This window comes from Pseudomonas sp. WS 5010 (assembly GCF_012985565.1).
Classification (GTDB): Bacteria; Pseudomonadota; Gammaproteobacteria; order Pseudomonadales; family Pseudomonadaceae; genus Aquipseudomonas.
The window spans coordinates 68,821-94,333 of sequence record NZ_JAAQWQ010000006.1 but is presented as its reverse complement, the minus strand read 5'-3'; the positions used below and the strand labels follow the sequence as shown (position 1 = coordinate 94,333).

General features: G+C 63.3%; 23 protein-coding genes. 5 read left to right on the top strand and 18 right to left on the bottom strand.

The window, feature by feature from the left end; all coding sequences use genetic code 11:
* Nucleotides 1–103: 103 nt before the first annotated feature.
* From HBO11_RS20595 to cbiE, 9 genes are all read right to left on the bottom strand, one after another.
* Nucleotides 104–1,486 carry a PepSY domain-containing protein gene (locus HBO11_RS20595; RefSeq protein ID WP_169952086.1) on the bottom strand — a complete coding sequence of 461 codons (1,383 nt, stop codon included), beginning with the start codon at nt 1,484–1,486 and terminating at the stop codon, nt 104–106.
* Between the two features lie 151 nt (nt 1,487–1,637).
* Complete coding sequence (locus HBO11_RS20590; RefSeq protein WP_169952084.1) at nt 1,638–3,713, bottom strand: TonB-dependent copper receptor; 2,076 nt, start codon at nt 3,711–3,713, stop codon at nt 1,638–1,640.
* 94 nt (nt 3,714–3,807) lie between these two features.
* Nucleotides 3,808–4,230 carry a DUF2946 domain-containing protein gene (locus tag HBO11_RS20585; protein WP_169952083.1) on the bottom strand — a complete coding sequence of 141 codons (423 nt, stop codon included), beginning with the start codon at nt 4,228–4,230 and terminating at the stop codon, nt 3,808–3,810.
* Nucleotides 4,231–4,249: 19 nt separating this feature from the next.
* On the bottom strand, nt 4,250–4,732 hold the full coding sequence (locus HBO11_RS20580; RefSeq protein WP_169952081.1) for a copper chaperone PCu(A)C: 483 nt from the start codon (nt 4,730–4,732) through the stop codon (nt 4,250–4,252).
* Nucleotides 4,733–4,777: 45 nt separating this feature from the next.
* Complete coding sequence (locus tag HBO11_RS20575; protein ID WP_169952079.1) at nt 4,778–5,173, bottom strand: DUF2946 domain-containing protein; 396 nt, start codon at nt 5,171–5,173, stop codon at nt 4,778–4,780.
* Nucleotides 5,174–5,275: 102 nt separating this feature from the next.
* Complete coding sequence (locus HBO11_RS20570) at nt 5,276–5,599, bottom strand: transcriptional regulator (protein WP_169952077.1); 324 nt, start codon at nt 5,597–5,599, stop codon at nt 5,276–5,278.
* A 5-nt stretch (nt 5,600–5,604) separates the two neighbouring features.
* A complete protein-coding gene (locus tag HBO11_RS20565) occupies nt 5,605–5,937 on the bottom strand; it encodes a type II toxin-antitoxin system RelE/ParE family toxin (RefSeq protein ID WP_169952075.1) in 333 nt (110 codons plus the stop codon).
* Nucleotides 5,938–5,993: 56 nt separating this feature from the next.
* A complete protein-coding gene (locus tag HBO11_RS20560) occupies nt 5,994–6,719 on the bottom strand; it encodes a cobalt-precorrin-6A reductase (protein ID WP_169952073.1) in 726 nt (241 codons plus the stop codon).
* Nucleotides 6,716–7,921, bottom strand: a complete 1,206-nt coding sequence (gene cbiE, locus HBO11_RS20555; protein ID WP_169952071.1) for a precorrin-6y C5,15-methyltransferase (decarboxylating) subunit CbiE — start codon at nt 7,919–7,921, stop codon at nt 6,716–6,718. The genes HBO11_RS20560 and cbiE overlap by 4 nt, the downstream gene beginning before the upstream one ends.
* Nucleotides 7,922–8,033: 112 nt before the next feature.
* On the opposite strand from cbiE, the gene cobG reads away from it, so the two are divergent.
* From cobG to HBO11_RS20530, 5 genes are all read left to right on the top strand, one after another.
* A complete protein-coding gene (gene cobG / locus HBO11_RS20550) occupies nt 8,034–9,338 on the top strand; it encodes a precorrin-3B synthase (protein WP_170058995.1) in 1,305 nt (434 codons plus the stop codon).
* Complete coding sequence (locus HBO11_RS20545; RefSeq protein WP_169952069.1) at nt 9,331–9,957, top strand: precorrin-8X methylmutase; 627 nt, start codon at nt 9,331–9,333, stop codon at nt 9,955–9,957. The genes cobG and HBO11_RS20545 overlap by 8 nt, the downstream gene beginning before the upstream one ends.
* Nucleotides 9,957–10,688 (top strand): precorrin-2 C(20)-methyltransferase, encoded by a 732-nt coding sequence (locus HBO11_RS20540; RefSeq protein WP_169878151.1) that lies wholly within the window; start codon nt 9,957–9,959, stop codon nt 10,686–10,688. The genes HBO11_RS20545 and HBO11_RS20540 overlap by 1 nt, the downstream gene beginning before the upstream one ends.
* Entirely contained in the window at nt 10,688–12,325 is a 1,638-nt protein-coding gene (cobJ, locus tag HBO11_RS20535; RefSeq protein WP_169952067.1) for a precorrin-3B C(17)-methyltransferase, read from the top strand. Before HBO11_RS20540 ends, cobJ begins: the two co-directional genes overlap by 1 nt.
* Nucleotides 12,326–12,623: 298 nt before the next feature.
* Nucleotides 12,624–13,406, top strand: coding sequence for a hypothetical protein (locus HBO11_RS20530; protein ID WP_169952065.1), 783 nt, complete (start codon nt 12,624–12,626; stop codon nt 13,404–13,406).
* A gap of 8 nt (nt 13,407–13,414) precedes the next feature.
* On the opposite strand, the gene HBO11_RS20525 is transcribed toward HBO11_RS20530, so the two are convergent.
* The 9 genes from HBO11_RS20525 to accC all read right to left on the bottom strand — a co-directional run bounded on the left by HBO11_RS20525 (nt 13,415) and on the right by accC (nt 25,513).
* Nucleotides 13,415–14,011, bottom strand: coding sequence for a MarC family protein (locus HBO11_RS20525; protein WP_003171467.1), 597 nt, complete (start codon nt 14,009–14,011; stop codon nt 13,415–13,417).
* Between the two features lie 215 nt (nt 14,012–14,226).
* A complete protein-coding gene (locus tag HBO11_RS20520; RefSeq protein ID WP_169952063.1) occupies nt 14,227–17,004 on the bottom strand; it encodes a hybrid sensor histidine kinase/response regulator in 2,778 nt (925 codons plus the stop codon).
* A 102-nt stretch (nt 17,005–17,106) separates the two neighbouring features.
* Nucleotides 17,107–18,399, bottom strand: a complete 1,293-nt coding sequence (gene purD, locus HBO11_RS20515; RefSeq protein WP_169952061.1) for a phosphoribosylamine--glycine ligase — start codon at nt 18,397–18,399, stop codon at nt 17,107–17,109.
* A gap of 155 nt (nt 18,400–18,554) precedes the next feature.
* A complete protein-coding gene (gene purH, locus HBO11_RS20510; protein WP_169952059.1) occupies nt 18,555–20,162 on the bottom strand; it encodes a bifunctional phosphoribosylaminoimidazolecarboxamide formyltransferase/IMP cyclohydrolase in 1,608 nt (535 codons plus the stop codon).
* A gap of 81 nt (nt 20,163–20,243) precedes the next feature.
* Nucleotides 20,244–20,564, bottom strand: a complete 321-nt coding sequence (gene fis / locus HBO11_RS20505) for a DNA-binding transcriptional regulator Fis (RefSeq protein WP_003186237.1) — start codon at nt 20,562–20,564, stop codon at nt 20,244–20,246.
* Complete coding sequence (dusB, locus tag HBO11_RS20500) at nt 20,561–21,574, bottom strand: tRNA dihydrouridine synthase DusB (protein ID WP_169952057.1); 1,014 nt, start codon at nt 21,572–21,574, stop codon at nt 20,561–20,563. Before dusB ends, fis begins: the two co-directional genes overlap by 4 nt.
* Before the next feature lie 186 nt (nt 21,575–21,760).
* Nucleotides 21,761–22,969 (bottom strand): DUF3426 domain-containing protein, encoded by a 1,209-nt coding sequence (locus HBO11_RS20495; protein WP_169952055.1) that lies wholly within the window; start codon nt 22,967–22,969, stop codon nt 21,761–21,763.
* Nucleotides 22,970–22,999: 30 nt separating this feature from the next.
* Nucleotides 23,000–23,878 (bottom strand): 50S ribosomal protein L11 methyltransferase, encoded by an 879-nt coding sequence (prmA, locus tag HBO11_RS20490; protein WP_169952053.1) that lies wholly within the window; start codon nt 23,876–23,878, stop codon nt 23,000–23,002.
* A 273-nt stretch (nt 23,879–24,151) separates the two neighbouring features.
* Complete coding sequence (gene accC / locus HBO11_RS20485; protein ID WP_003188188.1) at nt 24,152–25,513, bottom strand: acetyl-CoA carboxylase biotin carboxylase subunit; 1,362 nt, start codon at nt 25,511–25,513, stop codon at nt 24,152–24,154.

The window sequence follows — 25,513 nt, the reverse complement described above, 5'->3', positions numbered from 1 at the left end:
GTGGGGACGGTGCAGTAAGTGTTATAAGTTAACACTTCTTACGTTAGGGATGAAAGCCCGCGTAAGACTACATAACGCCTCTATGTAGGGCATCTCGCCTACCTCATGCAGAAGATGAGGCCGATTCACGTTGCTTGAAAAAACGCGCCAGCACCAGCCGATCCAACACCCACACCACGATCAGCGAGGCGCCGACCAGCGGGAAAATGATCGCCAGGGCCAGCATGATCAGCATCGCGGTTTTCCATTTCGGCAGGTCGTGGCGCAACGGCGGCACCCCTAGGCCGCCCTGTGGCCGGCGTTTCCACCAGATCACCAGGCCACTGACCGAACTCAGCAGAATCATCAGGCACACCAGCAGCACGATGATCTGGTTGACCACCCCGAACATCTTGCCCTCGTGCAGCATCACCCCGGACTCGGTGACCCGCGCCACCGTGTTGTAGTGTTCCCAGCGCACATCGGCCAGGACCTTGCCGGTGTATTGGTCGACATGCAGGGTTGCGTCATTGCGCGGGTCGTTGGCGAACACGGCGATGGTGAACACGCCCGTGGCCGTGGTGGGGAAGGTGACGCTGTAGCCCGGCTCGACCTGGCGTGCGGTGGCCAGGTCCACCACCTGTTGCAGGCTGATTGCCGGGGCGGCCGGGCCATGGTGCATGCCGCCGTGCTGCATGTGTTCGGCATGCTCGCCGGACATCGGCATGGGGGTGTTTTCCAGGGCCCAGGGCACGGTCTGTTGTGTGGCGGTGTTGAGGCTGCGGGCCTGTTGGTCGGACTGCGGCACGTCGTTCCACATCGCCGCTGGGAAGTGGTTCCACAGGTCGGCGTATTGCTTGCCCCAGAAGCCGGTCCAGGTCAGGCCGCTGAGGATCATCAGCAGCAGGAATGCGGCGCCCCAGAAGCCGGTGACCCCATGCAGGTCGCGCCAGAACAGGCGCCCGCGACTGCCCAGGCGCGGCCACAGGATCCCGGCGGCGGATCTGCCGCGCGGCCACCACAGGTACAGGCCGGACACCACCAGCATCACCCCCCAGCCTGCGGCCAGCTCGATCAGGCGGTCGCCGGTGGTGCCGATCATCAACTCACCGTGCAGCGCACGGACGATGGCTTGCAGGTTGTAGGTCGCGTCCTGCTCGCCGAGTACGTTGCCGCGATAGGGGTCGACGAACACGGTCAGTTCGTGGCCGGCGTTGTGCAGGACAAACTGCGCGCTGCTGCTTGCGTCCACAGGCGGCAGGTATTTGCTGAGGGTGGCTTGTGGGTAGGCGGCCTTGGCGCGCTGCAATTGCTCGTCGGCGCTGAGGACGTGCGCGGCGGGCTCGACCTTGAGCAGGTCGGCATACATCAGCGGGTCCAACTGGGGTTTGAACAGGTAGATGATGCCGGTCACTGCCAGCAACACCATGAAGGGCGCGACAAACAGCCCGGCGTAGAAATGCCAGCGCCAGGCCAGGTTGTAGAAGGAAATCTTTGGAGGGTTCATCAGGGCGCTCCGCAAGGACTCTAATGTTATGGGTATTGATGACGCTATTGCTGGCAATCCCCCTGTAGGAGCCGGCTTGCCGGCGATGAGGCCCTTGAGGACGCCATCACCGGCAAGCCGGCTCCCACAGGGGGGATTGCCCGCGATGTGGTTAGAAGCTCATATCCACCTTGGTCCAGAGCGTGCGCCCTGGCTCCTTGATGGCTTGCGGGTCGTTGGCCGGGTAGCCGAACCCGGCGTTGCCGGCCAGGTTCAAGTGTTCGGCGTAGGCCTTGCCGAACAGGTTGTCGACGCCGGTGCTGACCTTGAAGTTCTTGTTGATGCGGTACGCCGCGTTGAGGGAGAACACGCCAAAGCCACCGCTCTTGGCGAAGTCCTTGCCGACCACGTTGCCTTTGTTCTGGTCGATGCGGTTTTGCGCCGCCACCACGCGCCACAAGGCGCCGGCGCTCCAGTCGTCTTCGCTGTAGGTCAGGCCGAAGCGCGCGTCCAGCGGCGGCATTTGCGGCAGGGCCTTGCCGTCGCTGCTGTTTTTGCCCCAGGCATACGCCAGGGTGGCATCGGCTTTCCAATTGGAGGTCAGCTTGTAGGCGGCGCCCAACTCACCGCCCATGATCCGCGCATCGATGTTCTGCGCCTGGGAAGTCATGCCCATCATCCCCGGGGTGTAGTTGAACAGGATGTAGTCGCGCACCTGGCCGACATACCCGGAGGCCCAGGCTTCAAGCTCAGCGGTCTTGTATTGCAGGCCGAAGTCCAGCTGGGTGGTTTTCTCCGGCTTGACTGCATCAAAGGCATTGAGCGAACCCGCCGGGCCTTTGCCGGGGGAGAACAGCTCCCAGTAGTCCGGGAAGCGTTCGGCGTGGCCGAGGCCGGCGTAGAGCGTGGTCGGGCTGTCGGCCAAGTCATGTTCATAACGCACGAAACCCGATGGCAGGGTGTCGGCGCGGGTATCGCCGGCGGTCGGGTTGGCGCGGCTCATCATGCCGCTGCCGGTGCGCTGGCGGTAATCCTTGGCCGAGGCGCGATCCAGGCGGGCACCCGTGATCAACCGGTCATTGTCGGCGGCGTACCAGGTCAGTTCGCCAAACACCCCGTAGTTATGGAAGTCGGCGTCCTTGGTGCGCGGCAGGTTCTTGTAGGTATCGACACCGGCGCTGCTGCGCTGGCGGTGTTCGTTGGTCTGCGCGTCGATGCCGCTGATCAGTTGCACATCGGCCCAGCGCCAGGTGGCCTTGATCCGCGCGCCGAGGGTGCGGCGGTCGACGTTGGACGCCATGGGCCCGGCCATCATCCCGGTGCCCGATGGCGTGCGCAGGCTGTAGTTGTCCATCACATGGTCGGCGTAGTTGTAGTAGACCTGGGCTTCGACCTTGTCCAGCACCTCGCCGATATTGGATTTTTCGAAGCGCAGGCCAAGGCTTTCGCGCAGGAACTGCGAGCCGTCCATGCCACGCCCGGCGTAGCGAGCTTCGCCATCGCCACGGCCGGCGGTGAGCTCCAGCAGGGTGTCGGCGTCCGGGGTCCAGCCGAGGGCGACGTCGCCGTTCCATTTGTCGTAGCGCGAGGCGACGGTGTCGTTGTTGCCGTCCTTGTAGTCATCGGCGTGGGCCTGGTTGCCGATCACGCGGATATAGCCGAGCGAGCCACCCGCAGCGGCATCCACTACTTTGTCGAAGCGCCCGTTGGAGCCGGCGAGGATGCTGGCGTTGACCCGGGTACCCAGTTCGCCGAACTGCTCCGGCTCACGGTCGAACAGCACCGTGCCGGCCGAGGCGCCGGGGCCCCAGAGTACGGTTTGCGGGCCTTTGATCACGGTCAGCTTGTCGTAGGTTTCCGGGGAGATATAGGAGGTGGGCGCGTCCATGCGGCCAGGGCAGGCACCGAGCATCATGCTGCCGTTGGTGAGGATGTTCAGGCGCGAGCCGAACATGCCGCGCAGTACCGGGTCGCCATTGGTGCCGCCGTTGCGCACCAGGGCAAAGCCTGGGATGGTCTTGAGGTAGTCGCCGCCGTCACTGGCCGGCACCGGCTGGCGCGGGTCCTTGGGGTTGGTGACGATAGTCAGCGGGGAGCTGGGAGCGACGCCAGTAATCACCGTCGGGCTCAGCTCGTTGCGGTGCTCGGCGTGGTCGTCGGCATACGCCTGTGGCGCCAAGAGTGCGCCGCACAAAACGGCGAGCACAGGGGTACATCCCATACGGGTGTCAGCAGGAAACCTGGACATGAAAAATTCCATCAATCAGTCGTAAACAACACGGCCAGCAGCCTGCGGCTGTCTGTGTGAAGGCGGCCGTGCGAAGTTGTGTGTTATTGGCGGTCTACGACTGGCTGGGCGGTGCGCGGCTGCGGGCGCCGGGGAAGATGCTCTGCCGGGCATGGCCCAGGCGCGGTGCGGGGATCAGGCCGGTGGCCGGCGGCGGGCTGCCGAGGGCCACGAACGACACGCTGCCAGGCAGGGCCGGGCAACTGAACAACAGGCTGCAATAGCCGCATTTCTCCCACATCACGTGGTCGGCGGCGGGGGCCTTGGCATGCCCGGCCGGGTGCTGCGGGGCGGCATGGCAGATGTCGTCCATGGACATCTGCATGGACATGCCGGCGTGATGGTCCATCGGCATCGCTTGGGAAATCAGCGGTCCGATAAAGATCATCAGCATGGCGAACAGGCTGATCCAACTGCCGCGGGCCAGCCTCAAGGGCTGGCGGCGGCGCAGGGTCGAGCTGTTGGCGGGAGCACCCATGGGGAGCGACCTGGGGTAGTTACTGGGCGTGCTGGTGCTCGTGGTTGGCCATCGGCGGCACTTTTTGTACCCAGACTTGCACTTTTACCGGCCCGGCCTTTTCGAAGTTCAAGGTCAGGGGGAAGTGCTGGCCGTCGCGCAACTGGCTGCGATCTTTAAGATCCAGGAGCATCACGTGATAGGCCATCGGTGCAAAGGTCAGCTCGCCCTTGGACGGCACGGCCACGCTGGGCACCTGTTGCATCTTCATCAGGTCGCCCTGCATCACATGCTCATGCAGCTCGGCCTTGGCCGCCACCGGCGTATCGACACTGAGCAGGCGGTCCGGGGCTTCGCCCTGGTTATGGATCACAAAGTAGGCGGCAACCGTGGGTGCATTGGGCGGCAATTCCTGGGACCAGGGATCGCTTACCAGCAGGTCGCCGGCCTTGTAGTCATCGGCATTGGCAGCACTGAACACAGGCAGCAGCAAGGCCGCCAGAAGCAGGGAAGATTTGAGCATGGCAGTTCTCCAGAACGATTCAAACGCAGTTCAATTGCGAAGTGATCAAACGGTTGGAGAGGCGCGGGGGTTGAGGCTCGGCCATTGCTGGCGCGGGGTCGGGGCTTGCAGGGCAGGCGATGGCAGGCCAGGCGCCGGGTCGAAGCGGGTGAGATACAACTGCGGCACATGCCCCGGCAGCGCCACCAATGGCGCCGAGCCCGAACAGCACCAGCAATGCTGCATGCTGGAATGCTCGTCCTGCTGCGGCGCCGGTATATCCAGCGTGCCCAGGGACATCGCCACCAGCTTGCTGCCGGTGGACGAGCAGAAACTGCCCCACAGCAATTGCTGGGTAGGGCTTTTGCCCTGCTGCATCGCCCCAGCCATCGGCATGGCAAACGCATTGAACAGCACTGCAAGGCAGGCGATCCAGGCAAATGCAAAGCGTTGACGGGCCATGGCGGACAATCCGTAGGGTTAAGCGATCAAGTGGGTATTTAGCCTGATCGGGGGGCATAAGTAAAAGTTGCTGGTGTGGTTTGGTGTCGCAGTGATCCCAAGTTATGTAACGGGAACGCCATGCACCTGCATATCGACCCCAAGTCCCTTTCGGAGCACCGCAAATATCGCAGCCAGGTTATCCATGCTTGGGTTGCCATGAGCCGAAAGCATGCGATGCAAGCTTTTGCTCGGTTTGGCCGTTTCCTTTGCCAAGCTCTCAAAACCCACCGTGGCGTTGACCAGGTCGCGCAGAATGATGCGGGACAATTCTGGTTCGCCGTTGAGAAATAGCGTAGCAGCCTCGTCGAGGAGTGCCTGGGCAAACTCTGGGTCGCGCTGGGCGGCTTCGGCAATCGTGAGTTTATAACTGCGGGTAAGTGCCATGCTGGCTACCTCTTTTGTTCCAGTTTTTTGTCGCGTTGATAATCGCGGATCAGCGACTTTGCAGTTTTGATATCTTTTTTCTGAGTGGATTTGTCACCGCCACCGAACAAGATGATCAGTCGCAGGCCCTCCCGTACCAAATAAATTCGATACCCCGGGCCCCAATCGATCCGGTACTCGCCCATTCCATCGAACCACTTGATATTGCTGGTGTTGCCCATTTCCAGCCGAAGCAATGAGGTTGAAACCTTGAGACGTGCCGGGACGCTCAGGGATAAAAACCATTGTTTGAATGGGCTGGTTTGGCCGTCGCGTTTATATTCTTCGATCTCAATCATCGCCCGCCTCGAAGGTAACAAATAGGTTACTAATCAAGCAAGCGGGCGATCCTGACTTATTGAGTGAAACTTGCCAACGCTGTGAGTGTTTCTTGGAGCGTCAAAAACTCCCGATCCACCCCCGCCAACACCGGCCGCTGCAAAACCACCACCGGTATGCCGCGCTCGCGGGCCACTTGCAGCTTGGGTTCGGTGGCGCTGCTGCCGCTGTTTTTGCTGATCAATACATCGATGCGCCGCCGTTCGAACAACGCCCGTTCGTCCTCGATCAAAAACGGCCCACGGGCGCCGATCACTTCGCAGCGTTCGTTGCCGGGGTAGGCGTCCAGCGCACGCAAGGTCCAGAACTGCCCGGCGGGGATTTCGTCGAGGTGTTGCAGCGGTTCGCGACCGAGGGTGAACAGTGGGCGCTGGAAGGGTTTCAAGGCCTCGATCAGTTCGCTCCAGTCACTGACTTCACGCCAGTCATCACCCGGTTGTGGCTGCCAGGCGGGACGGCGCAGGGCCCAGCAGGGGATCGTGCACAAGCGCGCGGCCTGGGCCGCGTTGGTGCTGATTTGTGCGGCGTAGGGGTGGGTGGCGTCGAGTATCAGGCTGATGTTCTGGGCGCGAACAAACTGCGCCAACCCCTCGGCACCGCCGTAACCACCGACGCGGACCTGGCACCTCAGGTCAGTGGGCACCCGGCCAATCCCGGCCAGGCTGTAGATATGCTGGGGCCCCAGGGTGCGGGCGATGGCCAGGGCTTCAGTCACGCCGCCCAGCAGCAGGATGCGCTTCATAGCGGCTTGATCACTTCCAGCAAGGTGATGGGCAGCGCTTGGCGCCAGGTGTCGAATTCGCCCAGGGGCTGGGCCTGGGCCACATGGATGCGGGTCAGTTCGCCGCCGTGTTGTGCGCGCCAGTTCATCAGGGTCATTTCGCTTTGCAGGGTCACGGCATTGGCCACCAGCCGCCCGCCGGGACGCAGGTGTTGCCAGCAGGTATCGAGCACGCCGTCGCGGGTTACGCCGCCGCCGATGAAGATTGCATCGGGCGCCTCCAACTCTGCCAGGGCCTGGGGCGCGCTGCCGCGAATCAATTGCAGGCCAGGCACGCCGAGGGCCTCGCGGTTGTGTTCGATCAACTGTTGGCGGCCGGCGTCGGCTTCAATTGCCAGGGCGCGGCAGCTGGGGTGGGCGCGCATCCATTCGATGCCGATGGAGCCGCTGCCGGCGCCCACATCCCACAGCAATTCGCCGGGAGTCGGGGCGAGGCGCGCTAAGGTCATGGCCCGCACATCGCGCTTGGTCAGTTGGCCGTCATGCTTGAACGCCGCATCCGGCAGGCCGGCCAGGCGTGACAGGCGTGGGGTATTGGCGTCGGCGTGGCAGTCGATGGCGATCAGGTTCAGCGTGGCAATCGGTGGGTCTTGCCAGCCTTCGGCGTGGCCATCGATGCGCCGCTCGGCGGTGCCACCGAGGTGTTCAAACACACTCAGGCGGCTCGGGCCAAACCCGCTGGCGCGCAGCAACGCGGCGATGGCGGTCGGGCTCTGGCCGTCGTTGCTCAATACCAGCAAGCGCACGCCACTGGCCAGATGGGCATTGAGCGCGGCCACAGGGCGGGCGACCACCGATAACGTCACCACGTCCTGCAACGGCCAGCCCAGGCGCGCCGCCGCCAGCGATACGGACGAGGGCGCTGGCAGGATCAACAGCTCATCCGCCGCCACCTGCCGTGCCAGGCTGGCGCCGACGCCGTAGAACATCGGGTCGCCGCTGGCCAGCACGCAGACCGGCTCAAAGCGCCGCGCCAAGAGCGGCTCCAGGGAAAACGGGCTGGGCCATAGCTCGCGTGTGCCACGGATGCACACCGGCAGCAAATCCAGCTGGCGCTGGCCGCCAATGATACGAGAGGCGCGCAACAGAGCATGCCGGGCATTCCTGCCCAGGCCCTTGAAGCCGTCTTCACCGATGCCTACTACCGTCAGCCAGGGCGACATATTGATTCCTTGAACGACATCCGACGGGCAGGCTTTTCATGCCGCCGGACAAAGCAGGCATAATACCGCGCCTTTACCCGTGAACCGGTAGCCCCCCGTGAAGCCACTTCCTCTGTCCACTAGCAAACGCCCCTCGGGTTGCCCGGGGTTGCTGCGTATTGTCCAGGCGTTGGATGGCGGGATTTGCCGGATCAAATTGGCCGGTGGGGCCATCACCGCCGCGCAGGCATTGGCCGTGGCGCACGCCGCGCAGGTTTACGCCGGTGGGGTGATCGAGGCGACCAACCGCGCCAACCTGCAGATTCGCGGTATTGGCCCGGAGCATGACGGCTTGATCGCGCATCTGCTGGCCGCAGGCCTGGGCCCGACCACCGCCGGTGGTGATGACGTGCGCAATGTGATGCTCAGCCCCGGCGCAGGCATCGACCGCGACATGCTGCTGGACACCCGGCTCCTGGCGGACCAGATCCTCGCCACTTTGCAAACCCATCCACGGTTCCATGAGTTGTCGGCCAAGTTCGCCGTGCAACTGGATGGCGGCGAAGCCCTGGCGATGCTCGAACATCATCACGACCTGTGGTTATCGGCCTATGCCGCGCAGGGCCAGACCTGGCTGGCGTTCGGCCTGGCCGGTTGCCCCGCGCAAGATCAACCGCTGGCCGCTGTCCCCGTGGAGCAAGGCCATGGGCTGGTCGTCGCCGTGCTGGAGCTGTTCCTCGACCTGGCGCGCCCGGAGCAGAACCGCATGCGTGAGGTGCTGGCGCAAACGTCTGTGGATAACTTCGTCGGGCGTTTGCACCTGCCGTTGCTCCGCGCCGATGGCTATCGCCGCCGCGCCAGCCCGAGCAGCTTGCGCCTGGGCACTTATCCACAGCGCCAACCGCAGCGGGTCTACGTGGCCGCCGTCACGCCATTGGGGCGCCTGGACTCGGCCATGCTGCGAGGCGCTGCGCAACTGGCCCTGGAGCATGGCGACGGCACATTGCGCTTCACCCCATGGCAAGGCTTGCTGCTGCCCAACCTGGCGCCGGACGTTGCAGTGGGCGTAACCGAAGGCCTGGCGCAGTTGGGCTTCCTCTGTTCGGCCGACCAGGCCCTGGCGCGGATGATTGCCTGCACCGGTTCCAGCGGCTGCGCCAAGGCCCAGGCCGACACCAAGGCCGACGCCCTGCACCTGGCCACGTTGCTACAGGACCACGGCCAGGGCCTCGACGTGCACTTGTCCGGCTGCCCGCGCACCTGCGCTGCGGCGCACATTGCCCCGGTCACCTTGCTGGCGGTGGGCACCGGGCACTACGACCTCTATTTTCGCGATGCAGGCCAGCCGGGTTTCGGCCGCCTGCACGCGCACAACCTTTCTATTGAAGCGGCGGGCGCCGTGTTGCGTGCCCGTCCACGGAGCAGCACCGATGATTGATTACATCCGCGACGGTCAGGAGATCTATCGCAACTCCTTTGCGATCATTCGCGCAGAGGCCAAGCTGGATCGCATCCCGGCCGACCTGGAAAAACTCGCCGTGCGGGTGATTCATGCCTGCGGCATGGTCGAGGCTATCGACGGTTTGCAGTTCTCTGAAGGCGCAGGCAAGGCCGGCCGTGAGGCCCTGGCCGCCGGTGCGCCGATCCTGTGCGATGCGCGGATGGTCTCCGAAGGCGTGACCCGTGCGCGCCTGCCGGCCAACAACGAGGTGATCTGCACCTTGCGCGACGATAGCGTGCCGCAGCTGGCACGGGAGCTGGGCAACACCCGGTCAGCCGCCGCCCTGGAACTGTGGCGCCCGCACCTGGCTGGCAGCGTGGTGGTGATCGGCAACGCGCCGACTGCCTTGTTCTACCTGCTGGAAATGCTCGACGCCGGCGCCCCCAAGCCGGCGCTGATCCTCGGTTTCCCGGTGGGCTTTGTCGGCGCCGCCGAGTCCAAGGCGATGCTCGCCGCAGACAGCCGTGGCGTGCCGTTTGTGATCATGCAGGGCCGCCTGGGCGGCAGTGCGATGGCCGCCGCAGCGGTCAACGCCCTGGCCACGGAGGTCGAATGATGCAGGCGCGTGGACGTTTGATCGGCCTGGGCGTCGGCCCTGGCGACCCGGAACTGATTACCCTCAAGGCCCTGCGCCTGCTGCGCGAATCGCCGGTGGTGGCGTACTTCGTCGCCAAGGGCAAGAAGGGCAATGCGTTTGGCATTATCGAAGAGCATCTGGTGCCCCAGCAGACGCTGATGCCGCTGGTATACCCGGTGACCACCGAAGCCTTGCCGGCGCCGTTGTCCTATGAACAGGTGATCAGCGATTTCTACGACGCTGCCAGTGTCGAGGTGGCCGCGCACCTGGATGCCGGGCGCGATGTGGCGGTGATCTGCGAAGGCGACCCGTTCTTCTACGGCTCCTACATGTACCTGCATGACCGCCTCGCCGAACGCTACGACGCCCAGGTCATTCCCGGGGTGTGCTCGATGCTCGGTGGCGCCTCGGTGCTGGGCGCGCCGTTGGTGTATCGCAACCAGAGCCTGTCGGTATTGTCCGGCGTGCTGCCCCACGACGAGCTCAAGCGCCGCCTGGCCGATGCCGATGCGGCGGTGATCATGAAGCTGGGGCGCAACTTCACCAAGGTGCGCCAGGTGCTTGAAGAGCTGGGGCTGGCCGGGCGCGCGCTATATGTGGAGCGCGCCACCATGGCCAACCAGAAAATCGTTGCGCTGGATCAGGTCGAGCCCATGTCTTCGCCGTATTTCTCGCTGATCATCGTGCCGGGCGAAAGGTGGCAAGGGTGATGACGCCGGCGATCGTAGTCCTCGGCCAGGGCAGCCTGGCCACCGCGCGCAGTATCCAGCAGGTGTACCCCGGCGCCTTGATCCACGGCCTGGCCGGCCGGGTTGAGGGGGCCGACCAGGCCTATAGCGAATTTGGCGTGACCCTGCGTCAGTTGTATCAGCAGGGCACGCCGATCATTGCCTTGTGCGCCGCGGGGATTGTGATCCGCACGTTGGCGGCGCTGTTGCTGGAAAAAGGCGAGGAGCCGGCGGTGCTGGCTGTTGCTGAAGACGGTAGCGCGGTGGTGCCGTTGCTCGGTGGCCTGGGCGGGGTGAATATCATGGCGCGGGAAATCGCGGCGGCCCTGGGTGTGGCTGCCGCGATTACCACCAGTGGTGAGCTGCGTTTTGGCACCTGCCTGCTCAACCCGCCCCAGGGTTATCAACTGGCGGACCTTGAACTGGGCAAGCGCTTTGTCTCGGACCTGCTGGCCGGCGAGCATGTGCGTATCGAAGGCGCCGCGCCATGGCTGGAGCAGGCCAACCTGGCGCAGGACCAGCAGGCGCGCCTGAGCATTCATGTCGGCAATGCCGAGCGGGTGCCAGCGGCCAATGAGCTGCTGATCTATCCGAAAAACACTTGGGTCACCTGCCGCCCGGGCGCCGGTTTGGCCGCGCAGGTGCGCCAGGCGTTGCAGCAGGATGGTATCGCCGTGCAGTCCCTGGCGTGCCTGCTGGCCGATAACGCCGATATGGCCAGTGGCCAATTGCATGAAGCCGCGCTGGAGCTGGGCGTACCGCTGCGCTTTACGGCGCTGGCCGCTGGGCCGGAGCTGGTCATCCATTCGAGCGCCGCGCCGGTGGACCTGGCGCAACTGGGGCGCCCCCGTGGCCGCCTTGCGGTGATCGGCCTGGGCCCCGGCGCTGCCGAACTGATGGTGCCGGCGGTCAAGGCTGAGCTGGCGCGTTGTACCGACGTGCTGGGCTACGAAACCTATGTGCGCATGGCCGGGCCGTTTCGGGCCGACCAGGTGCAGCACTGCACCGACAACCGCGAAGAGATGCAGCGGGCGCGGCATGCCTTCGCGCTGGCGGCCGAGGGGCGTTCGGTGGTGGTGGTGTCTTCCGGCGACCCTGGGGTGTTCGCCATGGCTGCGGCGGTGCTGGAGGCGTTGCACGAATCCAGCGACCCAGCCTGGCAGCGGGTCGAGCTGGAGATCCTGCCGGGGGTCTCGGCGTCCCTGGCCACGGCGGCCCAGGCGGGTGCGCCACTGGGGCACGACTTCTGCGTGATGTCGCTGTCGGACAACCTCAAGCCCTGGTCGATCATCGAGAAGCGCCTGGACCTGGCATGCGAGGCCGACCTGGCCCTGGCGTTCTACAACCCGATCTCGCGTTCGCGCCCCTGGCAGCTGGGGCGCGCCCTGGAAATCGTCGCCCGGCACCGCGTTGCCAGCACGCCGGTAGTGCTGGGACGCGATATCGGTCGCCCCGGGCAGACGCTGCGCACCACCACCCTGGGCCAGTTGACCCCGGACCAGGTGGATATGCGCACCATGGTGCTGGTCGGTTCGTCCACCACCTGCGCGTTCCCTCGGGTGGGCGGTGGCGAGTGGGTGTACACGCCACGCTGGTATGGCGAGAAGCCGGCCTCCTGAAACGATAGCGGCCCCGCGATGGGGCCGCTGATCTGTCAGAAAACGCTAATCATCGATGACAGAGATTTCTGCATTCACCCCCGCCGTTTCGCAATGCCATCAACGGTTCCTCCCTTTTAGTTGCAGAAAGTAAGCCTGCTGTTATCAGGCTTCACCCCATCCCCCGTGTTTGCGAGGGGGCCAAGGGGCGCAGGTTTTTCCTACGGCCAAATAACCCTATTTGTACCCCCTGAAAAAAGTTCAATCACACGACTAGTGTTTCTTGTAAGCCCGTGTGGGTTTTTGTGGAGAAACAGTTATGGAGCGCAAACATAAACGAATCGACGTGGCGAAAAAGAACAAGCTGATTGCGGCATACCGGCTGCCACTGACCAGTCAGCCGTCGGGTTCGCCAGGGCCCGCCCAGGCCGATGGCGACTTGAATGGCGCGGTGATCAACAACAGTGTGTTTTCGTTTGTGGCGGGTATGAGCCGCCTCAACAAGGAATACACCCGCAAGAGTTACCTGTTGGCCAGTAGCTACGTGAGTGATGTGCTGAAAGTGGGGCGTGGTACGCAGGCCTGGTACGACGAGTTCATCAAGGTCATGGGCAACCTTGGGTGGTTGCCGATACGCAGCAGTTTCGAACGGGTCACCACTTCGGTGAAGGGGCTGAGCGTGCAGATGGCGGCGCTGAACATCATCACGTCCACGGTGGCCTCGACGTTCCTGTCGGGCTCCCTGGCCATGGCGCTGCCCAAGTTGGCGGCGGATGCCTTCGAGGCGTTGAAGCAGCTGTCGGCACCGTTTGATCTGTTCAAGCGCAATATCGTCAACCATGAGGGCGGCGACTTTGGCCTGGCGTCCTGTTCTGAGGTCGACGGAGAGGTGTTGATGGTGCTGGTGACCTACAGCGCCCATGGCGTGAGCAAGAAAGTGGGGGTGCCGTTTTTTGAATGGGACAGTTCCACGGTCGAAGCCTACAGTGGCCAGACCTGCCTGATGCTCAATCCTGCCGTGGTCAACGACGCAACCCTCAAGCAGTTGCGCGAGAGTGCAGGCGACAAGGTCTTGCTGGCGATTGCCCAATACCGGATCTGACCGTTGCCTCAGGGCACCAGGTAACCGCGCACTCCGGTAAAGATGATCTGCGCTGCCAGTGCGCACACGAACAAGCCCATCAGGCGGCTGACAATCTGCAGCCCTTGGTCGCCGAGGATGCGTTCGATGCGGTTGGACAAGTACAGCACCACGCCCACCGTCAGGCTGGCCAGGGCAATGCTCAGGATCGCGGTGAGCTTGTCATCCCAATGGGGCTGGCTGACGCCCATCACCAGCAGCGCACCGATGGTGCCGGGGCCGACCGTCAAGGGGATGGTCAGGGGGACGATGGTCACGTCCTGCTGCACGTTGTCGGTCTGCACCGCCGACTTGCCCTGGGCCATGCCCAGGGCGGAGATAAACAACACACTGCCGGCGCCGATGCGGAAGGCATCCACGGTGATGCCAAACACACTGAAAATCACCCGGCCAAACAGGTAGAGCAACACGCTCGATACCAGTGTCGCCAAGGCGACCTTCCAGGCCAGGCGCCGCCGTTCCTTGCTGGAATAGCCACGGGTCAGGCTGATAAAGCAGGACAGGACGAAGAAGGGGCTATACAGCACCAGCATCTTCAAATAAACGCTGAACAACACGTGGAGCATGGTGGGAGCTCACAGCGAAGGAAGGGCGAGGGAGAGTTTATCAGGCTTGCAGGCCGGAAGGCGCGACTGCGAACCAATGTGGGAGTGGGCTTGTGTAGGAGCTGGCTTGCCTGCGATAGCATCGCCTCGGTACATCAGGTATATCCAGGTGATGCTATCGCAGGCAAGCCCGCTCCTACACAAACCAGCTCCGGTACCCGCAGGGATGTGGTGATTCAGGACGTATGCGCCTGCTCTGCCGGCTGCTCACGCTGCGTCACCCAGAACTCTACCAGTTCGCGCAGTTGCGACAGCTCCACCGGCTTGGCCATGTGCCCATCCATCCCGGCCTGGCGTGCGCGCTCCTTGTGTTCCGAGAGGATGTGCGCGGTCAGCGCCACCACCGGCGTGCGGGTGCGCTGGTTGCTGACTTCCCAGACCCGCAATTGCTGGGTCGCGGAGAAACCATCGAGGATCGGCATTTCGCAGTCCATCAACACCAGGTCGTAGCGCTGGGCCTTCATCGCCTGCAAGGCTTCCTCGCCGTTGCTGGCGGTGTCGGGTTGCAGGTTGAGCTTGCCGAGCATGCCGCGAATCACTTTGGTGGAGATGCTGTTGTCTTCGGCCACCAGGATGCGGAAATCGCTGGGCACCGTGACGGCCACCGGGGCGCTCGGCGCGGGGTGGCGGGGTTGCACCACGCCTTTGCTGCGCTGGGTCAACTCGTCGGCCAGGGTGGTCTTGAGGGTGTAGCCCGCGACCGGTTTGGCGAGGATGCGCTTGATCCCGCAATTGCGCGCGATGATCTTGCTTGGCGCGTTGCTGATACCGGTGAGCATGATCAGCAGGATGTCGTGGTTCAGGCTCGGGTCTTCCTTGATCTTCGCCGCCAGTTGCATGCCGGTCATGCCAGGCATGTTCTGGTCCAGCAGCACCACATCGAAATAATCGCGCAGGTGCGCCTTGGTGCGCAGCAGGGCCAGGGCTTCCTTGCCCGAGGGCACGGCGCTGACGTTCAGGCCCCAGGCGGTACATTGCTGCACCAGCACCTTGCGGCAGGTATCGTTGTCGTCCACCACCAGCACCCGCGCGCCTTGCAGCGGGCCGTCGAGGTCGGAGGTCGGGTGTTCCAGGCGCTCCGGGTCCAGCGGCAAGGTCAGCCATAGCGTGCTGCCTTGCTGGCTGCCAGCCTTGATGCCGAACTCGCCATTCATCAACAGGATCAGTTGGCGGGCGATCACCAGGCCAAGGTGGCCGCTGAGGCGGGTGGCCGAGAGGAAATTCTTGCTGTGCAGTTCGCTGTGCAGCAGGGCGTCGCGCTCGGCAGCTTCCATCGGCAGGCCGCTGTCTTGCACGGCAATGCGCAGGCGCGGTTTGCTGCTGCGCTCGTCCAGGGCGACCACGATCAGCACTTCGCCTTCGTCGGTCTTTTGCAGGGCATTTTCCAGCAGGCTCAACAGGGCCTGGCGCAGGCGCGTCGGGTCGCCGCTGATGACCCGGGGCACCTGGGGCTGGATAAAGCTGATCAGCTCGACGTTCTGCTGCTCGGCCTTGGCGCGAAAGATACTCAGGCAGTCTTCGATCAGGGCGTTGAGGTCGAACTGCACATCGTCCAGTTCAATCTGCCCGGACTCGAGCTTGGAGATGTCGAGAATCTCGTTGATCAGGGTCAGCAACTCATTACCGGCGCTGTGGATGGTCTGCACGTAGTCACGCTGCTTGACCGATAAAGGCGTGCCCAGCAGCAACTCGGTCATGCCCAGCACGCCATTCATGGGGGTGCGGATTTCGTGGCTGATCTTCGCCAGGAACTCGGCCTTGGCCGCGATTTCGGCGTTGCTCGCAGCCAGGTCGCGGCTGAGGCTGAAGCGGTCCTCGACGATGCTGCGCTGGCGCTCGCCCAGGGCCTGGCTCATCAGCAGGCCGCTGACGCAGATCACCGCCAGCAAGGTGATGATCAGGCCTTGCGGGGCCACCAGGGTCAGGCCCAGCAGGGCCGGGAGGATAATCAGCGTGCCGGTGTTGAACACCACCATGGCCAGCAGGAACAGGCGGGCCGGCCGGTAGCCTTTTTGCCAGTGGTAGGCCGAGACAAACAGCATGCTCAGGCCGGCCAGCGCCACCAGGGCATAGGTGATGATGTTCAGTGGCAGGGTGTTGACGAACAGCAGCAACAGGCCGCACAGCACGATCAGCAGGATGTCCGCCATCAGCAGCTTGTTCAGTGGATGCGGGCCCAGTGGCGCGAAGAAACGGTAGGCAAACATCAGGCCGCACGGTGCGGTCAGCAGCAACGCCATATAGGCCCCCGGGGTTTGCATGGCGTGCCAGTTCGGCAACCAGGGGCCCAGCAGGTTGAGCAGCAGCAACAGGCTGAGCAACAGCAGCACTTCGCAGGCCGCCAGCCACAGGCTGCTGCGCGAGCGATGGTAGGCGTAGCGGGTGAGGTTGTGCAGGATCAGCATCAGCAGGCAGCCGAACAGCAGGCCATAGACCAGGGTCTGGGTCTGGTTGGCGGCGGCCATCACGGCGGGTTCGAGGGTCAGGTATGGCCGCAGCTCGTGCTCCGAAACCAGGCGCACATATACATCCAGGGGCTTCTGGCTCTGGGGCAAGGGCAGCATGAAGTCGCTGCTGGGCAGCGGGCGTTCGGCCTGGGGTTGGCGGGTGCCGGTGTTCACTTGCTCGATCAGCGTGTCGCCGTCCAGCACATACAGGTTGAGGTGCGCCAGGTCCGGCGCGAAGACCCGCAGCACTTGCTCGTGCTTGCCGGGCTGCAGCCTGAAACGTACCCACAGCGCACCATTGGGCTCGGCGGCGGTGATCCGGTCCAGTTCGATGGGGCTAAATTGGTTGGTGTAGCGTGCCGAGCGAATGTCGCTCAGTTGCAGGTCGGCCTGTTCATCAAGCAATACCGCCCAGCCGCTACCTTGTGCGGCGGCCTGGGCCGGCAAAAGGCAGAGCAGGGTCAGCAGGCTGACTGTAAAAACTATGGCGATCCTGAGCCAGCGCACGGCGAAATCCCTTCGTAGGTTGATGCACGGGGTTAACTATGCGCGGGACCGTAATGGGACGGCAAGGGCCAAAGGCCCCTGCCTAGCCGAACGGACAGCTGCTTACTGATCTTCGCCCCGCTCACGGGCAATGGCGCGGTAGCCGATGTCCTTGCGGTAGAAGCAGCCCTGCCAGTCGATCTTCGCGGCCAGCTTGTACGCTTGCTGCTGGGCGGCATCGACACTGGCGCCCATGGCGGTGGCGCACAGTACACGGCCACCTGCGGTGACGACTTGGCCATCCTTGAGCGCGGTACCCGCGTGGAACACTTTGCCTTCCAGTGTAGCCGCTGCGTCCAGGCCCTGGATCAGGTCGCCCTTGGCGTAGTCGGCAGGGTAGCCACCGGCGGCCAGTACGATGCCGACGCTTGGGCGTGGGTCCCACTGCGCTTCGACCTTGTCCAGCGCTTGCGCCAGGGCGGCTTCCACCAACAGCACCAGGCTCGACTGCAGGCGCAGCATCACCGGCTGGGTTTCCGGGTCGCCGAAGCGGCAGTTGAACTCGATGACTTTCGGGTTGCCGGCCTTGTCGATCATCAAGCCCGCGTACAGGAAGCCGGTGTAGACATTGCCTTCATCGGCCATGCCGCGCACGGTCGGCCAGATCACCAGGTCCATGACGCGCTGGTGCACGTCGGCGGTGACCACCGGGGCAGGGGAGTAGGCACCCATGCCGCCGGTGTTGGGGCCGGTGTCGCCGTCGCCGACGCGCTTGTGGTCCTGGCTGGTGGCCATCGGCAAGACGTTCTTGCCGTCGACCATCACGATAAAGCTGGCTTCTTCACCGTCGAGGAATTCTTCGATCACCACCCGCGAACCGGCGTCACCGAAGGCGTTGCCGGCGAGCATGTCGCGTACCGCGTCTTCGGCTTCTTGCAGGGTCATCGCGACGATCACGCCTTTACCGGCGGCCAGGCCATCGGCCTTGATCACGATGGGGGCGCCTTTCTCGCGCAGATAAGCCAGGGCCGGCTCGATCTCGGTGAAGTTCTGGTAGTCGGCGGTCGGGATCTTGTGGCGCGCCAAAAAGTCCTTGGTGAAGGCTTTCGAGCCTTCCAACTGGGCGGCGCCAGCGGTCGGACCGAAGCAGTCCAGGCCACGGCTGCGGAACAGGTCCACGACACCCGCCACCAGCGGCACTTCCGGACCAACGATGGTCAGGGACACGTTCTTTTCGGCAAAGTCAGCCAGTTGCTCAAGGGCCAAGACGTCGATGGCGACGTTTTCGCACTTGGCTTCAATGGCGGTACCGGCGTTGCCGGGAGCGACGAAGACTTTCTGCACGCGTGGGTCCTGGGAGACTTTCCAAGCCAGGGCGTGTTCACGGCCACCGCTGCCAATGATCAAAACATTCATTTCAAAAACCTCAAATTCTGTAGGCGCTGCTGGAGCGCTTTAAAATGTGGGAGCGGGCTTGCTCGCGAAAGCGGTGGGCCTGTGAGGAATGTGTCGAATGACACACCGCATTCGCGAGCAAGCCCGCTCCCACATAAGCCCCACCCACATTTGGATCAGTGGCGGAAGTGGCGCATGCCGGTGAAGACCATGGCAATGCCGGCTTCATCAGCCGCGGCAATCACCTCAGCATCACGCATCGAGCCACCCGGTTGAATCACCGCAGTAACACCTGCTTTTGCAGCGTTATCCAGGCCATCACGGAAGGGGAAGAACGCATCCGATGCCATCACCGAACCCGCGACTTGCAAACCGGCATGTTCAGCCTTGATCGCCGCGATACGCGCCGAGTTCACGCGGCTCATCTGGCCGGCGCCGACACCGATGGTCTGGCGGTTCTTGGCGTAGACGATGGCGTTGGACTTGACGTACTTGGCCACTTTCCAGGCGAAGATCAGGTCGTTGATCTCTTGCTCGGTCGGTGCGCGCTGGGTCACCACTTTCAGGTCCTGGCTGCCGATCATGCCGATGTCGCGGCTCTGTACCAGCAAGCCACCATTGACGCGCTTGTAATCCCAGGCAGCGGCGCGGTCAGCCGACCACTCACCGCAGGCCAGCAGGCGCACATTGGCCTTGGCGGCAACAATGGCACGGGCCTCTTCGCTGACGGATGGGGCGATGATCACTTCGACGAACTGACGCTCGACGATGGCCTTGGCAGTCTCGGCATCCAGTTCGCGGTTGAAGGCGATGATGCCGCCGAATGCCGATTCGGTATCGGTGGCGTAGGCCAGCTCGTAGGCCTGGCGGATCCCGCCTTCAGCGTCCGGGCTCACCGCCACGCCGCACGGGTTGGCGTGCTTGACGATCACGCAGGCCGGCTTGACGAAGCTCTTCACACATTCCAGCGCGGCGTCGGTGTCAGCCACATTGTTGTAGGACAGCTCCTTGCCCTGCAGTTGGGTCGCGGTGGCGATCCCCACTTCGGCAGGCTTGGCTTCCACGTAGAACGCCGCGCTCTGGTGCGGGTTCTCGCCGTAGCGCATTTCCTGGGCCTTGATGAACTGGCTGTTGAAGGTGCGCGGGAACTGGCTGCGGCCCTCAGTGCTCAGGGTCTCGGCGGCCTGGTTCACGGTGCCCATGTAGTTGGCGATCATGCCGTCATAGGCGGCGGTGTGTTCGAAGGCCTTGAGCATCAGGTCGAAACGCTGGGCGTAGGTCAGGCCTCCGGCTTTCAGGCTTTGCAATACTTGGGCGTAGTCGCTGGCGTTGACCACGATGGCCACGTCTTTGTGGTTCTTGGCTGCCGAGCGCACCATGGTCGGGCCGCCGATATCGATGTTTTCGATCGCGGTCGGCAGGTCGCAGCCTGGCTTGTTGATGGTGGCTTCGAACGGGTAGAGGTTGACGGCCACCAGGTCGATCGGCTTGATGCCGTGCTCGTTCATGATGGCATCGTCGATACCGCGACGGCCGAGGATGCCGCCGTGGATTTTCGGGTGCAGGGTCTTGACCCGACCGTCCATCATTTCTGCGAAACCGGTGTAGTCCGCGACTTCTACTGCGGCCACGCCGTTGTCCTGCAGCAGTTTGAAGGTCCCGCCCGTGGAGAGGATTTCCACGCCCAGGGCTTCCAGCTCCCGGGCAAATTCGAGGATCCCGGTCTTGTCGGAAACACTGATCAAGGCACGGCGGATCGGCAGGCGGGTAGTCTGGTCGGTCATCTCAATTTCCATCAAAAGCAAAGGAGTCAGCAAAAAAGGCGACCGGTTTTACGCGGGCGCCTTTCTGGTTTGATTGAATGCTTACAGCAAATCGTACTGTTTGAGCTTCTTGCGCAGGGTCCCACGGTTCAGGCCCAGCAGCTCACTGGCTTTGGTCTGGTTGCCCTTGACGTAGTTCATCACGCTTTCGAGCAAGGGCGCCTCGACTTCGGAGAGCACCAGGTTGTACACATCCGTGACGGCCGCGCCCTCAAGGTGGGCGAAATAATTGTGCAGCGCTTTCTCGACGCTCCCGCGAAGGGTCTGGCCTTCTTCGCTCGGCGTGTTGAGGTGCTGTTTCAAATTGACGTTGTCGCTCACGGGTGTTGTTCCACTCACTAAAGTCTCGGTCATCATCGTCATGCGGCCACCCCTTCTGCGTCCCCTGCTCTCAGGCTCTTGTCTCGTTCGGCAAAGAACTCACGAACGGCGGTGACCTGTGCTTGCGTTTCATCCAAACGATTGAACCCGGCGCGAAACTCTTTGGCGCCGGGTAGGGTTGCGAGATACCAACCCACATGCTTGCGAGCTATGCGCGCGCCCATCACGTCTCCATAGAAGGTGTGCAGGGCGGCCAGATGCTCTAGCAGAATACGTTCCACCTCGATCAGCCCCGGTGCCGGCATGATTTCGCCGGTACGCAGGAAGTGCTCGATCTCACGAAAAATCCATGGCCGCCCCTGGGCGGCCCGGCCGATCAACAGCCCATCGGCACCGGTTGCGTGCAGCACGCGCCGGGCTTTCTCGGCCGAGTCGATGTCGCCGTTGGCAAAGACCGGAATCGACACCGCCTGCTTGATCGCAGCAATGGTGTCGTATTCAGCCTCGCCGGTATAAAGGTCCGCACGGGTACGGCCATGCACCGCCAGCGCTGTAATGCCTGCCTGTTCGGCGATCTTCGCCACCGTCAGGCCGTTCTTGTTGTCCCGGTCCCAGCCGGTGCGGATCTTCAGGGTGACCGGCACATCCACTGCACCCACCACGGCGTGCAGGATCTCGGCCACCAACTGCTCATCCTTCAACAGGGCGGAGCCGGCGGCCTTGTTGCAGACCTTTTTTGCCGGGCAACCCATGTTGATATCAATAATCTGTGCACCCAGCTCCACGTTGGCCCGGGCTGCATCCGCCAGCATCTGCGCGTCGCCACCGGCGATCTGTACCGAGCGCGGCTCGGGATCACCTTCGTGGATCATGCGCATCCGCGATTTGCGGGTGTTCCACAAGCTCATGTCGCTGGTGACCATTTCCGAAACTACAAGGCCCGCGCCCAAACGTTTGCACAGCTGACGAAAGGGCTGGTCGGTGACACCCGCCATCGGGGCGAGAATCAAAGCGTTTGGCAATGTATATGGGCCGATGCGTACCGCCGACATAGGACTTCCCTGTTGTGGGGCCGGATCATTAGAGTTCGAAAAAGGGTTGGCATGATACCCGCTCTCGATGACTGGTTAAAGGCTGAATTGGATAAAATCTGAGCAGTTATTTTCTTATCGCCAGCGGTTTGGTCGTGGACGAGCAAGTCAATAACCTGCCGTCCGAACCTTGACGTGCGCTGCGAATCACTCGGGGGAGTGGAAACTGAGACTGTAGTTCACAGCCTTGTTGCCTGGGTCGAGAATGTCCAAGGCGATATGGATCGGGGTCTGGGACGGCATCTCGGTCTGGCCGGCCAGCTCCCCGCTGAGGTACTCGGCGGGCTTGAAGCGCCGGCTGGCGATCATCCGGCCATTGAGGTCGGCAAAACGCAGCTCCAGCAGCGGGAACGGCTGGGAGAACGTCGCACGGTTGTAGATGATCGCATCCACCACCAGGGCGCCGGCGAACTCGGGATGGCTGCGCACCACCAGGTTGCTGCTCTTGATATGGGCAATATCGACCCGCGACGGCACGGTGCAGCCCAGTTTCGGGCACAGTTCCTGGAACCATGGCCGGTACTTGTCCTGACGGGCCAGGTCGTCGAACTGATAGGCGATGTACTGGCCAGCGAGGGCGGCGGCGGCCAGCAGCACCAGGGTCAGCCAGAGCAGGCGGCGGCCCCAGCCGGCCGGGCGTTTGCCGGTGTACAGGTGCAGCGGGTCGTCTTCCAGGTCCTGCAGCATCTCGTCATGGGCGTTGCCCGTGGCGCGTGTGCGCTTGCGGCGTGGCTCAGGCTCGGGTTCGTCCAGCTCGCTGCTGAGCGTGGGCTCGGGCGGGTCGAGAGGCTCGTCAGCATGCAGTACGGGCTCGTCGTCCACCTCGTGGATGTCGAAGGACATCGAGGGCTCGGTACGCTGGGTTTTGCCCGTGGGGGCTGGGGCCGGTTCGGCGGCTTGCTCGGCGTGGGCGATTGTCGCAGCCCGTTCGTCCGGTGGGTCGCTGAACAGGCTGGCGGCCCATTGTTCTTCTTCAGCCTTGGCGGTGTCGCGGCTGGCGCTCATCGACTCGTCTTTTTGCCGGCGGTCCGCCCCTGCCTGGCGTCGTTCGCTGCCCTGGGGCTGGGTGTGCTGGATTTCCCGGCGTTCCAGCTTGGCCAGTTCTTCGTCGAGGTCCAGGTGGTCCAGGTCCAGCTCCTCGGCGGTCCATTGCTTCTGGCTGATGGCGCGCGGCGGGGCGTCGGCGGCCGGTGTTTCAGGCGCGTGGGCGCGCTGCTCCAGCAGTTGCCGGGCGGCATTGAACACTTGCAGGCAAGAGCCGCAGCGAACCACGCCGCGGGCCACGCTCAACTGGGCATGGCTGACGCGGAAACGGGTTTGGCAATGCGGGCACTGGGTGACAAAACTGTCGGTCATGCGGCCATCCGATTCATGCAGGCGCTCATTCTAGCGCCGACGACCGCTGATGCGTACCCAGCCATCGCGGTTGGCGATGGGGTCCAGGTCGAAGTCCTGGGCATAGGCGGCGGCGACTTCTTCGCCCTGCTCGGCGAGGATCCCCGACAGCGCCAGGCGCCCGCCCGGCTTGACCAGGCTCGACAGTTGCGGGGCCAGTGAGACCAGCGGCCCGGCGAGGATATTGGCGACCAGTACGTCGGCCTGCACCTGGGGCAATTGCTCCGGCAGGTACAGTGGGAATTTGCCTTCAGGGATGTTGTTGCGCCCGGCGTTATCGCGGGAGGCTTCCAGGGCCTGCACGTCGATGTCGGTGCCGACGGCTTCCTTGGCGCCCAGCAGCAGCGCGGCGATGGCCAGGATCCCCGAGCCGCAGCCGAAGTCCAACACGTTGCAGCCTTGCAAGTCCTGGCCATCGAGCCATTCCAGGCACAGGGCGGTGGTGGGGTGGGTGCCGGTGCCGAACGCCAGGCCCGGGTCCAGCAGCAGGTTGACTGCCTCAGGCTCCGGGGCCGCATGCCAGCTTGGCACGATCCACAGGCGCTGGCCGAAACGCATAGGCTGGAAGTTGTCCATCCAACTGCGTTCCCAGTCCTGGTCTTCGATCACTTCGCTATGGTGCTCGGGCAGCGGGCCGCTGGTGAGCAGTTCCATGTGGGCAAACACGCTGCTGGCGTCGGTGCCGTCTTCGAACAGCGCCAGCAAGTGGGTGTGGGACCACAGCGGGGTGGTGTTCAGCTCAGGCTCGAAAATCGGCTGGTCTTCGGCGTCCATGAAGGTCACCGACACGGCGCCCACTTCGAGGAACGCGTCTTCATAGGTTTCGGCTTGTTCTGGGCTGATGGCGAGACGGACTTGCAGCCAAGGCATGGCGGGCACCTTTGAAAAAATGAGTGTGCAGCGGGGTGGGGCTGCGAAAGGGCGCAAGTTTACGCGAGAGCAGGCCAGAAGACGACACCACTGACAGCACGGGAGCCAAATGTGGGAGCTGGCTTGCCTGCGATGGCGGGGTGTCAGCTTGCTCATCAGTGCCAGGCCTACCGCTATCGCAGGCAAGCCAGCTCCTACAGGGTTTTGTGGTGTTCTTGTGTGCGCATAAACGACAAAACCGCCCGAAGGCGGTTTTGTGGGTGGAGCACAAACTTACTGGTTGGCCAGCTTGTGTTCCAGGTAGTGAATGTTCACACCACCTTCGCAGAAGCCTTCATCACGAACCAGATCCCGATGCAGGGGGATGTTGGTCTTGATGCCGTCGACCACAATTTCGTCCAGGGCATTGCGCATACGGGCCATGGCCTCGTCGCGAGTGGCGCCCCAGGTGATCAGCTTGCCGATCAACGAGTCGTAGTTGGACGGAACCTTGTAGCCGCTGTACAGGTGCGAATCGACGCGAACGCCGTTGCCGCCGGGTGCATGGAAATGCTTGACCAGGCCTGGACTCGGGATAAAGGTTTTCGGGTCTTCGGCGTTGATCCGGCACTCCAGGGAGTGACCGTGCATCTTCACGTCATCCTGGGTGAAGGACAGCACGTTGCCAGCGGCGATGCTCAGCATCTCCTTGACGATGTCGATACCGGTGACCATCTCCGAAACCGGGTGCTCTACCTGCACACGAGTGTTCATCTCGATGAAGTAGAAGCGGCCGTTCTCGTAGAGGAACTCGAAAGTCCCGGCGCCACGGTAGTTGATATCGATGCAAGCCTTGACGCAGCGTGCCAGGACTTCCTGACGTGCTTTTTCATCCAGGCCCGGTGCCGGAGCTTCTTCCAGGACCTTCTGGTGACGGCGTTGCAGCGAGCAATCGCGGTCGCCCAGGTGGATGGCGTGGCCCTGGCCGTCGGACAGTACCTGGACTTCCACGTGACGTGGATTGGTCAGGTATTTTTCCAGGTAGACCATCGGGTTGCCGAACCAGGCGCCCGCCTCGGAGCGAGTCTGCTTGGCCGCTTCGATCAGGTCTTCTTCCTTGTGCACCACGCGCATGCCGCGACCACCACCGCCGCCGGCGGCCTTGATGATCACCGGGTAACCGACTTCGCGACCAATGCGCAGGGCGGTTTCCTCGTCCTCGGGCAGTGGGCCGTCGGAGCCTGGAACAGTAGGCACGCCGGCTGCGATCATGGCGTCCTTGGCCGACACCTTGTCGCCCATCAGGCGAATGGTCTCGGCTTTCGGGCCGATGAAGGCGAAGCCGGATTTTTCCACCTGTTCGGCGAAATCGGCGTTTTCCGCGAGGAAGCCGTAGCCAGGGTGGATGCCATCAGCGCCGGTCACTTCAGCCGCAGCGATGATGTTCGAGACCTTCAGGTACGAGTTCGTGGCCAGTGGCGGGCCGATGCAGATGCTTTCGTCCGCCAGTTTCACGTGCATCAATTCGGTATCGGCCGTCGAGTAAACAGCGACGGTCTTGATGCCCTCTTCCTTACAGGCGCGCAGGATCCGCAGCGCGATCTCGCCGCGGTTGGCGATCAGGACTTTTTGCAGTTTCTTCGCAGGTTTCAACAT

Coding starts and splice junctions, on each gene's coding strand:
- HBO11_RS20585 (WP_169952083.1), bottom strand. CDS start 4,230: ATGGGTGCTCCCGCCAACAGCTCGACCCTGCGCCGCCGCCAGCCCTTG.
- HBO11_RS20525 (WP_003171467.1), bottom strand. CDS start 14,011: ATGCTCCACGTGTTGTTCAGCGTTTATTTGAAGATGCTGGTGCTGTAT.
- HBO11_RS20540 (WP_169878151.1), top strand. CDS start 9,957: ATGCAGGCGCGTGGACGTTTGATCGGCCTGGGCGTCGGCCCTGGCGAC.
- HBO11_RS20570 (WP_169952077.1), bottom strand. CDS start 5,599: ATGGCACTTACCCGCAGTTATAAACTCACGATTGCCGAAGCCGCCCAG.
- HBO11_RS20575 (WP_169952079.1), bottom strand. CDS start 5,173: ATGGCCCGTCAACGCTTTGCATTTGCCTGGATCGCCTGCCTTGCAGTG.
- HBO11_RS20590 (WP_169952084.1), bottom strand. CDS start 3,713: ATGTCCAGGTTTCCTGCTGACACCCGTATGGGATGTACCCCTGTGCTC.
- dusB (WP_169952057.1), bottom strand. CDS start 21,574: ATGTCGGCGGTACGCATCGGCCCATATACATTGCCAAACGCTTTGATT.
- HBO11_RS20545 (WP_169952069.1), top strand. CDS start 9,331: ATGATTGATTACATCCGCGACGGTCAGGAGATCTATCGCAACTCCTTT.
- purH (WP_169952059.1), bottom strand. CDS start 20,162: ATGACCGACCAGACTACCCGCCTGCCGATCCGCCGTGCCTTGATCAGT.
- HBO11_RS20530 (WP_169952065.1), top strand. CDS start 12,624: ATGGAGCGCAAACATAAACGAATCGACGTGGCGAAAAAGAACAAGCTG.
- prmA (WP_169952053.1), bottom strand. CDS start 23,878: ATGCCTTGGCTGCAAGTCCGTCTCGCCATCAGCCCAGAACAAGCCGAA.
- HBO11_RS20495 (WP_169952055.1), bottom strand. CDS start 22,969: ATGACCGACAGTTTTGTCACCCAGTGCCCGCATTGCCAAACCCGTTTC.
- accC (WP_003188188.1), bottom strand. CDS start 25,513: ATGTTGAAACCTGCGAAGAAACTGCAAAAAGTCCTGATCGCCAACCGC.
- HBO11_RS20595 (WP_169952086.1), bottom strand. CDS start 1,486: ATGAACCCTCCAAAGATTTCCTTCTACAACCTGGCCTGGCGCTGGCAT.
- HBO11_RS20560 (WP_169952073.1), bottom strand. CDS start 6,719: ATGAAGCGCATCCTGCTGCTGGGCGGCGTGACTGAAGCCCTGGCCATC.
- cbiE (WP_169952071.1), bottom strand. CDS start 7,921: ATGTCGCCCTGGCTGACGGTAGTAGGCATCGGTGAAGACGGCTTCAAG.
- HBO11_RS20565 (WP_169952075.1), bottom strand. CDS start 5,937: ATGATTGAGATCGAAGAATATAAACGCGACGGCCAAACCAGCCCATTC.
- purD (WP_169952061.1), bottom strand. CDS start 18,399: ATGAATGTTTTGATCATTGGCAGCGGTGGCCGTGAACACGCCCTGGCT.
- HBO11_RS20580 (WP_169952081.1), bottom strand. CDS start 4,732: ATGCTCAAATCTTCCCTGCTTCTGGCGGCCTTGCTGCTGCCTGTGTTC.
- fis (WP_003186237.1), bottom strand. CDS start 20,564: ATGACGATGATGACCGAGACTTTAGTGAGTGGAACAACACCCGTGAGC.
- cobJ (WP_169952067.1), top strand. CDS start 10,688: ATGACGCCGGCGATCGTAGTCCTCGGCCAGGGCAGCCTGGCCACCGCG.